General features: G+C 69.4%; 12 protein-coding genes and 1 tRNA gene. 4 read left to right on the top strand and 9 right to left on the bottom strand.

From position 1 onward, the window contains the following. The first annotated feature begins 38 nt into the window (after positions 1-38). The 4 genes from OG736_RS35225 (at position 39) to OG736_RS35210 (ending at position 4,397) form a co-directional block, all read left to right on the top strand. On the top strand, positions 39-971 hold the full coding sequence (locus OG736_RS35225; RefSeq protein ID WP_327185992.1) for a dihydrodipicolinate synthase family protein: 933 nt from the start codon (positions 39-41) through the stop codon (positions 969-971). 41 nt (positions 972-1,012) lie between these two features. Next, complete coding sequence (locus tag OG736_RS35220; protein ID WP_327185991.1) at positions 1,013-2,014, top strand: proline racemase family protein; 1,002 nt, start codon at positions 1,013-1,015, stop codon at positions 2,012-2,014. Between the two features lie 99 nt (positions 2,015-2,113). Then, entirely contained in the window at positions 2,114-2,812 is a 699-nt protein-coding gene (locus tag OG736_RS35215) for a GntR family transcriptional regulator (protein WP_327185990.1), read from the top strand. 298 nt (positions 2,813-3,110) lie between these two features. Beyond that, on the top strand, positions 3,111-4,397 hold the full coding sequence (locus OG736_RS35210) for a flavin-containing monooxygenase (RefSeq protein ID WP_327187799.1): 1,287 nt from the start codon (positions 3,111-3,113) through the stop codon (positions 4,395-4,397). 301 nt (positions 4,398-4,698) lie between these two features. Here OG736_RS35210 and OG736_RS35205 read toward each other — a convergent pair whose 3' ends face one another. From OG736_RS35205 to sucD, 9 genes are all read right to left on the bottom strand, one after another. Then, complete coding sequence (locus tag OG736_RS35205) at positions 4,699-6,042, bottom strand: cytochrome P450 (protein ID WP_327185989.1); 1,344 nt, start codon at positions 6,040-6,042, stop codon at positions 4,699-4,701. A gap of 8 nt (positions 6,043-6,050) precedes the next feature. Further along, the gene (locus OG736_RS35200) at positions 6,051-6,644 is read right to left on the bottom strand and encodes a GTP-binding protein (RefSeq protein ID WP_028806138.1); all 594 of its coding nucleotides are present in this window, start codon (positions 6,642-6,644) and stop codon (positions 6,051-6,053) included. Then, on the bottom strand, positions 6,619-6,996 hold the full coding sequence (locus tag OG736_RS35195; protein WP_327185988.1) for a DUF742 domain-containing protein: 378 nt from the start codon (positions 6,994-6,996) through the stop codon (positions 6,619-6,621). The genes OG736_RS35200 and OG736_RS35195 overlap by 26 nt, the downstream gene beginning before the upstream one ends. Further along, on the bottom strand, positions 6,993-7,394 hold the full coding sequence (locus OG736_RS35190) for a roadblock/LC7 domain-containing protein (RefSeq protein WP_020125671.1): 402 nt from the start codon (positions 7,392-7,394) through the stop codon (positions 6,993-6,995). Before OG736_RS35190 ends, OG736_RS35195 begins: the two co-directional genes overlap by 4 nt. Then, complete coding sequence (locus tag OG736_RS35185; RefSeq protein ID WP_327185987.1) at positions 7,391-8,557, bottom strand: ATP-binding protein; 1,167 nt, start codon at positions 8,555-8,557, stop codon at positions 7,391-7,393. Before OG736_RS35185 ends, OG736_RS35190 begins: the two co-directional genes overlap by 4 nt. Before the next feature lie 431 nt (positions 8,558-8,988). Beyond that, positions 8,989-9,073: transfer RNA gene (locus OG736_RS35180), tRNA-Leu, on the bottom strand. A gap of 143 nt (positions 9,074-9,216) precedes the next feature. Then, positions 9,217-9,672 (bottom strand): MarR family winged helix-turn-helix transcriptional regulator, encoded by a 456-nt coding sequence (locus OG736_RS35175; RefSeq protein ID WP_327185986.1) that lies wholly within the window; start codon positions 9,670-9,672, stop codon positions 9,217-9,219. Between the two features lie 151 nt (positions 9,673-9,823). Then, positions 9,824-11,365 (bottom strand): aldehyde dehydrogenase family protein, encoded by a 1,542-nt coding sequence (locus tag OG736_RS35170; protein ID WP_327185985.1) that lies wholly within the window; start codon positions 11,363-11,365, stop codon positions 9,824-9,826. A 114-nt stretch (positions 11,366-11,479) separates the two neighbouring features. After that, on the bottom strand, positions 11,480-12,373 hold the full coding sequence (gene sucD, locus OG736_RS35165; RefSeq protein ID WP_327185984.1) for a succinate--CoA ligase subunit alpha: 894 nt from the start codon (positions 12,371-12,373) through the stop codon (positions 11,480-11,482). Between the last annotated feature and the right edge of the window lie 12 nt (positions 12,374-12,385).

Genomic DNA, 12,385 nt, shown 5'->3' with positions numbered 1-12,385 from the left:
TATGTCACACGACACATTCGGAAGGGATGACTCACCGTATGCCCGACTCCACCGCTCCCGCCCCTCCCCCTGCTCCCGTCACCTCCCCTCACCGCCCCTGGCGTGGCGTCCTCGTCGCCACCGCGCTCCCGCTCCGCGACGACCTCTCCGTCGACCACGACCGGTACGCCGAGCACTGTGCCTGGCTGGTGGCGAACGGCTGTGACGGCGTCGTACCCAACGGCTCCCTCGGCGAGTACCAGGTGCTCACGCCCGAGGAACGCGCCACGGTGGTGAAGACCGCGGTGGCCGCGATCGGCGGGGAACGGGTGATGCCCGGCGTCGCCGCGTACGGCTCGGCGGAGGCCCGCCGTTGGACCGAGCAGGCGGCCGAGACGGGCTGCTCGGCGGTGATGCTGCTCCCGCCCAACGCCTACCGCGCGGACGAACGTGCCGTCGTGGCCCACTACGCGGAGGTCGCCGCGGCGGGCCTGCCGGTCGTGGCGTACAACAACCCGATCGACACCAAGGTCGACCTCGTCCCCGAACTGCTGGCCCGGCTGCACGGCGAGGGTCACATCCACGGCGTCAAGGAGTTCTCGGGCGACGTCCGCCGCGCCTACCGGATCGCCGAACTCGCGCCGGAACTCGACCTGTTGATCGGTGCTGACGATGTGCTGCTGGAACTGGCCGTGGCGGGCGCCAAGGGCTGGGTGGCCGGTTACCCCAACGCACTGCCCAAGTCCTCGGTGGAGCTGTACCGGGCGGCCGTGGCCGGGGATCTCACCGCCGCGCTCCCCCTCTACCGTCAGCTTCACCCGCTGCTGCGCTGGGACTCGCGCGTCGAGTTCGTCCAGGCGATCAAACTCTCGATGGACGTCGTGGGCCGCCACGGCGGTGGCTGCCGTCCACCTCGGGTCCCGCTGTCGCCCGACCAGGAGGCGACCGTCCGCGCGGCCACCGAGAAGGCCGTCGCGGCAGGTCTGGCGTAACCACCGGGACAACGCAACTTCGCTGATCGAAAGGGAAGTTCATGCGCAGCAAGCTCGTCCTGCACGCGGTCGACTCGCACACCGAGGGCATGCCCACCCGTGTGATCACCGGCGGGATCGGCACCATCCCCGGCGCGACGATGAACGAGCGGCGACTGTACTTCCGTGAACACCGCGACGACATCAAGCAGTTGCTGATGAACGAGCCGCGGGGTCACTCCGCCATGAGCGGTGCGATCCTCCAGCCGTCCACCCGACCGGACTGCGACTGGGGCGTCGTCTACATCGAGGTCTCGGGCTATCTGCCGATGTGCGGGCACGGCACGATCGGGGTGGCGACGGTGCTCGTCGAGACGGGCATGGTCGAGGTCGTCGAACCGGTCACCACCATCCGCCTGGACACCCCGGCCGGGCCCGTCGTCGCCGAGGTGACGGTCGAGGACGGCGCGGCCACGTCCGTGACCTTGCGCAACGTCCCCTCCTTCGCGGTCGCGCTGGATCGCAGGGCGACGCTGCCCGACGGCCGTACCGTGACGTACGACCTGGCGTACGGCGGCAACTTCTACGCGATCCTGCCGCTGGAGGAGTTCGGGCTGCCCTTCGACCGCGCACGCAAGGACGACATCCTGCGCGCCGGCCTGTCACTGATGGAGGTGATCAACTCCGAGGGGGAGCCCGTCCACCCCGAAGACCCGTCCGTCCGCGGCTGTCACCACGTCCACCTGTACGCGCCCGGCGCCACCGCCCGCCACTCCCGGCACGCGATGGCCATCCACCCGGGCTGGTTCGACCGCTCGCCTTGCGGTACGGGGACGAGCGCGCGCATGGCACAACTGCACGCTCGGGGGGAACTGCCTCTGCACACCGAGTTCGTGAACGAGTCGTTCATCGGCACCAGGTTCACGGGCCGGCTGCTCGCCACGACCGAAGTGGCGGGCCGTCCGGCGGTGTTGCCCAGCTTCACGGGCCGAGCCTGGATCACCGGCACGGCCCAGTACCTGCTCGACCCGACGGACCCGTTCCCGGCGGGCTTCGTGCTGTGACGCCCACCGCGGCGGCCTCGGCTCAATGGATACTGACGGTGCACAGAGATACGTGACATGGCACAGCAGTTTCCATGCCCCCGCTTCCAGGAGACCCCCATGGCCGCCCCGCACGACAGCAGCCCGGCAGCCGCCGTGCCCTCCCTTCCTTCGCTCGGCGGCCGGCGGAGCAGCTACCGCGAGCGGGTGGCCGATGCCCTGCGGGCCGCGCTGATCGCGGGTGAACTGCTGCCCGGCGAGGTGTACTCGGCGCCGGCCCTGGCCGCCCGCTTCGGTGTCTCGGCGACCCCCGTGCGCGAGGCGATGCTGGACCTCGCCAAGGAGGGCCTGGTGGACGCGGTGCCCAACAAGGGGTTCCGGGTCACCGAGGTCTCCGACCGACAGCTCGACGAATACACGCATGTCCGCGCGCTCATCGAGATCCCCACCGTGGCGGCGCTGGCGACGACCGCCGATCCGGTGTCACTGGAGGCGCTGCGCCCGGCCGCCCGGGAGATCGTCACCGCCGCGGTCGCGGGCGATCTCATCGCCTACGTCGAGGCCGACACCCGCTTCCACCTGGGGCTGCTCGCTCTCGCCGGCAACTCCCACCTCGTCGAGGTGGTGCGCGGGCTGCGCGGCCGGGCCCGTCTCTACGGCCTGACCGCACTGGCCACCTCGGGCCGACTGCTGGCCTCCGCCGAGGAGCACCTGGAGCTCCTGGACGCCCTGCTGGCACGCGACGAGCGGGCCGTGCACGAGATCATGACACGGCATCTCGGCCATGTGCGGGGGTTGTGGGCATCCGCCCGGGAGTGAACAGCCGCGTGGGACAGCCGAAGTGACCTGCCGGGAGTCACACTTGCCGCCCCTGCCGCCCCCGCCCCCGCCCCCGCCCCCGCCGTACACGTACTCGTCCCCGCCGCACATGTACTCGTCCCCGTACTCGTAGCTCCGTACTGTCTCTCCCCCGCTCCTCCTCTTCTCCCCCGGCACCCGGCCGCCCCCGGAGCTCGCTGTGATCCTCGTCGCTGGCGGTCGAAGAGTGAGAGGAACGCCGGGTGGGCAGTCACCTGCCCGTGCGCGAAAAGATGGTGTCTCACCTGTGGGGGAATCCGTGCGTCTGTGTCTGATCGGTGCGGGCTTGTCGGGGCTGGCGACGGCACACGCCCTGAAGACAGCCGGTGTCGACTTCGTCTGTCTGGAGCAGGCGAGCGATGTCGGCGGGATCTGGCGTCGGCCGCAGGCGGGCGAGCGCGGCCCCGGCTATCTGTCACTGCATCTCAACACCGCCAAGCAGCTGACGGGTTACTCCGCCTACCCGATGCCCGCCTCCTACCCGCTCTACCCCCGGCACAGTCAGATCGCCGACTATCTGCGTTCGTTCGCCGAGTGGGCCGGCGTGCTGGACCACATCGAGCTGGGGACGACCGTGGAGTCCGTGCGCCAGGAGGCCGACGGTGGGTGGACGGTCGTCAGCCGGGATGCCGACGGCACGCTCTCGTCCCGGCACTTCACCCATGTGATCGTCGCTTCCGGGCACAACTCGGAGCCGTCGATGCCCGCCCTGCCGCGGGGCACCGAGACGTTCACAGGAACGATTCAGCATTCCTTCGACTACCGCGACGGCAGTGACTACGCCGGACAGCGCGTCGTCGTGGTGGGGCTCGGCGCCTCGGCTGTGGACATCGCCGCGGACCTCTCCAGATACGCGGAACAGACGGTCCTCTCGGTGCGCCGGGGGCTGCACATCGTGCCCAAGCAGTTGTTCGGCATGGCCCTCGACACGATCGCCGACGCGCCGTGGTGGATCAGTATGTCGCTGTCCGAGCAGCGCCGTTTCGTCGAACAGGCTCTGCTGGTGGCCCGCGGCAAGCTCGGCGACTACGGTCTGCCCGAGCCGGACCACCCGATCTTCGCGTCGGCGATCACCATCTCCGACGAGATCCTCAGCCGTATCCGCCACGGCGCGGTCACGCCGAGACCCGCGATCGACGCCCTCGACGGCGACCGGGTCTCCTTCACCGACGGCACATCGGTGAAGGCCGACGCGATTGTGTACTGCACCGGCTACCAGATGGGTTTCCCCTTCCTGCAGCCCGGCAGTCCGGTCGGCGCGCAGGGCACGGTCGAGCTCTACAAGCGGGTCGTCGCCCCTGACCGTCCCGGGATGTTCTTCGTCGGTCTGGTCCGCCCAGTCGGTTCGATCACCCGGATGGTGGAGGCCCAGGCACAGTGGGTGGCGCGGCTCGTCACCGGCGAAGCGGTGCTGCCGGACGCGGAGGTCATGCGCAAGGAGATAGCGACGTATCTGAGCGGGATCGCAGGTCAGTACGGGCAGCGGGAGGGCGCATCGATCCAGGTCGACGTGGCGCCGTATCTGGAGCAACTGCGCGGGGCGTGAAGTGTGGCGGGCAGGTGACCGGCGGGGAACGCCGGGCCACCCCCGGCAAGCGCTCCCGAAACACCTCGGACAAGCAGATACCCGCCCTTGGGGGCGGGTATCTGGCCTTCCTGCCTGCGAACTCGAATTCCGGGGGCGGGTTCGGGACGTCAGCCGGAGGGTCGTGCGGCGGAAGCTGCGTCGAGGGCGATGAGGTCCACGACCTCGGCGTTGCTCGTGAGCAACCCGGGTGCCGCGTGCTCACCGCTCAGGCGGCGGAAAGTTCACACGATCGACGTGAAGGCTGCGAGATTCCGGCGCATCACTTGGTCAGCCAGTTGAGGAACTTGCTCCACACACCGGTCTGTTCGGCCTGCCGGGCCGCTGCGGCCCCCTCACGCGCCGGGGCTTGGGCGGGGGTCTGCCGAGCCGGTCGGCTCACCGGCTTGACCGGGGTGAACCGCGCGGGGAGCGTGACGAGACCACGACTGAAGGGTCCCGGACGCCAGGTCAGGCTCTCCTCGGGAACGCTGAGCTCGACGTCGGGCAGCCGGTTGAGGAGGTTCTCGATGGCCGACACGGCGATCTGCCGGGCGGGATCCTTCGACGGGCAGGCGTGCGGACCGGCGCTCCAGGCGAGATGCGCCCGGTTGCTGCCGGCCTTGCGGGCCGCCGACAGTGCGGGGCCGGTGTTGGCTGCGGCGATGCTGACCAGCATCAGGTCACCGGCGGTGAGCTTCTGGCCGGCGAACTCCATGTCGGCGACCGGGTAGTGGGCGGCGAAGTTCGTCATGGGCGGGTTCTCCCACAGCGTGTCGTCCATCGCCTCGTCGATCAGCCCGCCCTCGTGGGCGTACCGGTCGTCGGTGAGCAGCCGGTGCAGGGTGTTGCCGATGAGATTGACCAGCGCCTCGGCGCCCGCGCCCAGCAGCAGGGCGACCTGGTGCAGCATCTCCTCGTCGGTGAGGCCCGTGTGATGCTGCATCATCCAGGAGGTGACGTCCTCGCCGGGCTTGCGCCGCTTGAGGGCGACCAGCTCGCCGACGGCCTGGAACAGCACCTCGATGGCCTTGTCGGCGTTGACTCCGTCGAACATGCCGGAGATGCCGAAGAAGACGCGGTCGCCGATGTCGGCGGTGCAGCCGAAGAGCTCGTTGAACACGAACAGCGGAAGCTGCTTGGCGTAGGAGCCGATCAGGTCGGCCGAACCTCGCTCGGAGAACTGGGAGATGAGGAAGTCGGAGATCTTCTCGACACTCTGGCTCAGCTGCATCGGGTCGACGCGCGCCATGCTGTCCGTGATGGACTGACGGAGCCTCAGGTGCTCGGCGCCGTCGGTGTACATGCAGTTGGGCCGGTGAGCGAGCACGGGCAGGACGGGGCTGTCGGGGGCGATCCGTCCCTCGTTGAAGTCCCGCCAGCGGCGCGCGTCCTTGCGGAAGGAGCCGGAGTCCTGCAGGAGTTGGAGGGCACTGGCGTAGTCGGTGACGAGGGTGGCCTCGACTCCGGGGGTGATCTCCACGGGTGCGGTGGGCCCGTAGTGCCGCAGGTACGTGTAGTACGCCTGCGGGTCGGCTGCGAACTCCGGTCCGTACAGCGGCACTCTGCCGCCGGCCTGGTGCGCCGGGCACCCGGGCGGGGGCACGGGTGCGGTGGGTTGGTCCATGTCTGCTCCTAGTGTGCACGGTCCTGGAGATGGCGGACGAGGGTGATCAGCGCGTCGGCCGATGACCGCTCGTCTCGCGCGTCGCAGGTGACGACGGGGGTGTCGTCGAGCAGATCCAGTGCGTCGCGCAGAGCCATCTCGTCCCGCAGGGGGGCGCCGTCGAAGTGGTTGACGGCGATGGCGTAGTCGAGTCCGTACTGCTCGATCAGGTCGATCACGGCGAAGGAGTCCGCGAGCCGCTCGGGGTCGACGAGCACCAGCGCGCCGAGGGCGCCCCGCGCCATGTCCTCCCACATCTGGACGAATCGCTGCTGGCCCGGCGTTCCGAACAGGTACAGCACGACACGGTCGCTGATGGTCAGGCGGCCGAAGTCCATGGCGACCGTGGTGGTGGTCTTGCCCTGGACTCCCTTGAGGTCGTCGACCGACTCGGCGGCCCGCGTCATCGTCTCCTCGGTGGTCAGCGGCTCGATCTCGGAGATCGCTCCGATGAACGTGGTCTTGCCGACCGCGAAGTGACCCACGACGAGGATCTTCACCGCCGTCTGCGTCGCCCCGTCACGGACGTAGGCCTGCTCATCCAAACTTGGCCCTGAGACCATTCAGCACCTCCTCCAGGATGTCCCGGTCGGCGAGCGGAGCCCGCTGAACCGGCGGGCGCGTGATGAGGTAGCCGCCTTCGGTGAGGGCAGCGAGGAGGATCTTCACCACGCCCAGAGGCAGTTGCGTGTGCCCGGCGATCTCGGCGACCGACAGGTAGCCGGCCGAGCACAGGTCCAACAGGTTCTGTTCCTCGGGGGACAGCCGGGTCGGCCGCTGCTCGTGATCGGCGACCGCCGTGACCAGGGTGATGAGGGAGAGCTGCCCTTCGTCGGGCAGCCCACGTCCCTTGGTGATGACGTACGGACGCACTAACTCCGGCGTCTGCGGCTCGAGTTCGTCGAAGCCGTTCATGACCGCGCGCCGAGGTTCTCGCGCGGCGGTGTCGTCAGCGCCTTGCCGAGCTGGCCGACGAGCTGCTGCATCCGGAAGGTGATGTCCGCCATGTCGACGTCCGGCGAGGCTGAGACGCCGAGGTAGGCACCCTCACCGGCGGAGATCAGGAAGACCCACCCCCCGTCGAACTCGACCAGCGTCTGCCGCCACCCCATCTGCGGGTCCTCGCAGAAGAACGCGAGCGAGCGGCTGAGCGACTGCACACCGCTCATCGCGGCGGCCACCCGGTCCGCGTCGTCCTTGTCGAAGTCCTGCGTCCGCGCCATCAGCAGGCCGTCCGCGGAGATGAGGACTGCGTGCAGGGCCCCAGGTATCTCCAAGGCACTGTCAAGCATCCATGACAGATCGTCGTTCACGAGACCTCATGCCCTTCGCTGCCAGCACCACGGGTGCTGCTCGACTTTTCCGCGGGACTCGCAGGCGTGGCCCGGCCCGACTGGGTGCCCCGCTGGAAGGCACCCATGATCGCCGCCGTCTCGGCGCCCGAGCGGGCGGGCGTGGACGCGGACGCACTGCCGGGCACGATGGCCATGGGCCGCTTGCGACGCCGCTTCGGCAGGCCGTCGGCGGTGGTGCTGGTGGAAAGCCCGCCTTCGGGACCGCTGCGGGCCGTGGCGGTGACGGTGGGAACGACCGGAGCCGGCTCCTTCTGCTCGGGCGCGTTGGTGAGCAGGTCGTGCGGCAGCAGAAGGACCGCCCGGACGCCTCCGTAGGGGGAGGTGGAGTCCACCGACACCTCGAAGCCGAAGCGCTCGCTGAGCACACCGATCACCGCGAAACCGAACTGCGGCGGGTTGCCGAGTGCGGAAACACCCGAGACCCGCTGGCTCGACAGGAGTTTGTCGGCACGGGCACGCTCTTCGTCGTTCATACCGACACCCGCGTCGTCGACGACGATGCAAATACCCTTGGGCACGGTACGAATGTTGATTTCGACGACGGTGTCCGGGCTGGAATAGCTCGTCGCGTTGTCGAGCAGTTCGGCGAGGGCCAGTGCGACCGGTTCGACCGCGCGGCTCGTGATGCCGAAGTCGACCTGCGAGAGAATTTCCACCCGCCGGTAGTGGCGAACCCTGCCCTGCGCGCTGCGTACCACGTCGTACACGGACGCGACATCACGTGCGCGCCCCAGCCAGCCGTCACAGAGAACGGCGATGGACTGGGCCCGCCGACCGAACTGAGAGTTCGTGTGGTCGATCTCCAGAAGGTCCTGGAGGATAACCGACTCGCCGTATTTGTTCTGCAGCCGGGAGACAATCAACTGCTGTTCCGCGGCAAGGCCCTGAAGGGTCCGCATCGCGGACTTGAGGACCGTTTTCGTAGCCTCTTCGGCTTGTTCCTGAGCTGCCTCGACGGATTGCGCGTACTCGTTTTCCAACGCGGAGTAGTGAGACCTGAGCCCCGCTATCTCCTGCCTCAAGACACGCGCCGCCCTGCGCTGGCGAACAATGAGGGCGACGGCGGCGAGTACGGCCACGAGGAGAGCCCAGAGTACCGGGTTCTGTATGTAATGCGTCATAAGACTCTCTTCAGGCGACTGACGGCCAGTTGCTGAATTCCCGTCAACGCGGGTGGACCGGCGGACCGCCCGCATTGACGGGTGACCGCCCGGACTGTCCCCGTAGTCGGAGATGTCGTCTTGCACCCATCCGCCCGCTCTACAAGCGAGCGTGATCGTATCACCACAAGATGGAGTCACAGACCGTCAATATGCCTACTGAGGTGAACATTGACGGATCGTCAGCGGGGGCTGCGGGCAACGGCGGAGTGACCGGGAAGTGTTCCCGCGAGCAAGATGGCACGCAGCCCGACAGGACAACCGATAAACGGGCTTCCGCGACATTCCGGGGGCAAGGGATACGGAAACAACAAAACCCGCATCCGGCAGACGCCGAATGCGGGCAATTGAACGTTCACCGAGCGGAAGCCGCTCGGTACGGAGAGTGAGAGTGTCCGAGGGGGGACTTGAACCCCCACGCCCGATAAAGGGCACTAGCACCTCAAGCTAGCGCGTCTGCCATTCCGCCACCCGGACCAGGTGTTGCCGCTGCGTGAGTTCTCCCCGCGGCGACAGGCACAACAATACCAAGGTTTCGGAGTGGGTCTCACCTGCATATCCGCTGGCCGCACGGGTGACGGGACCGCCATGCGGGCACCTCACACCGGGTGACCGGGCGATCACCTTGCCGTCGGCTCCTCGGCGACGAGCATCCTCAGCGCCCGCAACAGCGCGACCGCCGTCTGCTCGTCCAGCGGGGCGAGGAACCGGCGTTCCGCGGCCCGGCGCGCCGCCTCGGCCCGCTCCAGGCAGAGCAGGCCGGCGTCCGTGAGCCGGACGGTGTTCCGGCGGCGGTCTCGAGGGCTGCGCCGCCGTTCCACCAGACCGTGATCCTCCAGACCGTCGACGAGCGCCGCCATCGTGGTGGGATCGACGCCGAGCCGCCCCGCCGCCTCGGCCTGCGACAACGTTTCTTCATCGGCGAGCACGACCAGGGCGGCCGGCTCGCGGCCGTCCACCCCGTACGGGACGAGCGCCCGCGCGGACTTCCTGGCCGGTTTGGCCTGTGCGTGCTGGAGGAGGTCGCCGAGCCGGTGCTCCTGGGACCCGGACGGCGTTTCTCGATCACTCACCATGCCCCGAGAGTATCGGTCCGTACCCATCACGGATCGTTACCCATCGCCCATCGTTTGCTGCCCCGATGAACGATCCGAGGGGCGGTGATCCCTTGGCGGACCTGGCCGGGCCACCGTCCCAGCCTCGGCCGGCCGTCCGTCCGGCGCATGGTCAGGGCATCAGCTGGTAGTCCGGGAAGTTCCCGGGCAGCCTCTCCCCCGTCGGCCCCTGTGTCACCGCGCGCACCAGCAGCTCCCCGCCGACGAACGCGCCGCGCCAGGACGCGCCGAAACCGCCGAAGAGCTCGTCGCGGTCGCCTCGGGAGCGGGCGGTGCCATGGCCGACCTTGAACGCGCGGATCTGTGGGGCCAGCCGCTCGTAGGTGCTCCGGTCGTCCGTGGACAGTGTGGCGACGAGTGCGCCGTTGGACGCGTTCATGGCGGCCAGCAGCTCCGCCTCGGTGTCGACCAGGACGATGGTGTCGACCGGGCCGAACGGCTCCGCGTGGTGCAGCGGAGAGGACGGCGGTGGTCCGAGGAGCGTGACGGGCTGGACGTACGCCGAGGTGTCCTGGCCGGGCAGGAAGCGGGCGTCGGCCGCCCTGCCGCGGTGCAGCGGGACCGCGCCCCGGTCGATGGCCTCGGCGATCTGGTCGTGCAGGTCCTTGGCCTTGGCCGCGTTGATCACCGGCCCGAAGTCCAGTCGGGGATACGGATCGTCGCCCTCCTCCACGGCCAGCGGGTGCCCGAGGGTCAGCGTGCGCACCGCCGGGAGGTAGGCCGCCAGGAAATCGTCGAACAGGGATCGCTGGACGACGAATCGCGGATACGCCGTGCACCGTTGTTTGCCGTAGTCGAAGAGTTTGGGCACGACCGCCGAGAGGGTGTCCCAGTCCGAGTGGTTCCAGATGCCCCAGGTGTTGAGTCCTTCCTGTTCGAGTACGTGCCGCTTGCCGAGGTCGGCGACGGCCGTGGCCACCGCGGCGCCGGTGTCGCGGCCGCCGACGAAGGAGACACAGCCGATCTCGGGCGCCCGGACCAGCGCCCGGGACAGCTCGCCGCCGCTGCCGCTGACGAGGGTGATCGGGACGCCCTCGCGTGCGGCGAGCGCACAGGCCAGCGTCAGACAGGCGACACCGCCGTCGGTCGGGGTCTTGGCGATGACCGCGTTGCCTGCCAGTGCCTGGACCAGCAAAGCGTGAACGAGCACGCTCATCGGGTAGTTCCAGCTCGCGATGTTGGACACCGGGCCGTCCAGCGGTGGCCGCCCGTCCAGCATGGGTTCGATGCCGTCGACGTACCAGCGCACGCCGTCGACGGCCCGGTCGACATCGGCCTGCGCGAGCCGCCAGGGCTTGCCTATCTCCCAGACGAGGAGGAGGGCGAGGAGTTCGCGGTGCTCGGCGAGGGCGTCGAGGGTGGCCGCGATACGGGCGCGCCGCTCCTCCAGCGGGACGTGCCGCCAGGCGCGGTGCTGATCCAGACCGGCGCGGACGGCCTGGTGGGCGGTGACCCCGTCCAGTCGCGGCGGGCCGGCGATCGGGGTGCCGTCGACCGGGCTGGTGGCCGGCAGCGTCCGGCCGTCGGCCTGCCAGGAGGCGTTCCAGAGGTTGAGGACACGGTCGTCACGGAAGGCCTCGGGGGCGACGGCGAGGCACCGCCGCCAGGTGTCGGGCCAGGACGTGCCGGACTTGAGGGTGAGGGTGGTTGCCATGTGGGCTGCTCCGCTCTCGGTGCACAGTCGGGGCGGGAGGTGGGGCGGGAGGTGCGTGGCCACGGAGGACGCCGGCCGGGCACCCGGCTCCGTCGGGTGACGAGCCGTCGTGCTTCAGCGGCGTCGGGCCCCTTCGTCCAGGACGGCGAGCGCGAGACGCGCGGTCTCGGTCGGTGTGGCGCCCACCCGTACCCCCGCCGCTTCCAGCGCCGCCTTCTTCGCCCGCGCGGTCCCCGAGGAACCGGAGACGATCGCGCCCGCGTGTCCCATGGTCTTGCCCTCGGGCGCGGTGAAGCCGGCGATGTAGCCGACGACGGGCTTGGTGACGTGCTCGCGGATGTGGGCGGCCGCTCGCTCCTCCGCGTCGCCGCCGATCTCACCGATGAGGACGACGAGTTCGGTGTCGGGGTCCTCCTCGAAGGCGGCCAGGCAGTCGATGTGACTGGTGCCGACGACCGGGTCGCCGCCGATGCCGACACAGGTCGAGAAGCCGATGTCACGCAGCTCGTACATGAGTTGGTAGGTGAGCGTGCCGGACTTGGAGACCAGGCCGATGCGGCCCGGCTTGGTGATGTCGGCCGGGATGATGCCCGCGTTGGACTGGCCGGGGGTGATCAGGCCGGGACAGTTGGGGCCGATGACGCGCGTTCCGCGTGCGGCGGCATGGGTGGTGAAGGCGACGGAGTCGTGGACCGGGACGCCCTCGGTGATGACGACGGTGAGACCGATCCCCGCGTCGGCGGCCTCGACGACGGCGGCCTTGGTGAAGGGGGGCGGCACGAAGACGACGGTCACATCGGCGCCGGTCGACTGCATACCGTCGACGACCGACCCGAAGACGGGCACCGCACGGTCGTCGAAGTCGACGGCCCGGCCCGCCTTGCGCGGGTTGACGCCGCCGACGATGTTCGTGCCGGCGGCGAGCATGCGCCGGGTGTGCTTCATACCTTCGGCGCCGGTCATGCCCTGGACGAGGACCCTGCTCTCCTTGGTGAGGTAAATGGCCATGGCGTCGTCTCC

Origin of the sequence: Streptomyces sp. NBC_01334, from assembly GCF_035983595.1 — a bacterium.
Lineage (GTDB): Bacteria > Actinomycetota > Actinomycetes > Streptomycetales > Streptomycetaceae > Streptomyces > Streptomyces coriariae.
This window is presented reverse-complemented; position numbering and strand designations above follow the sequence as displayed.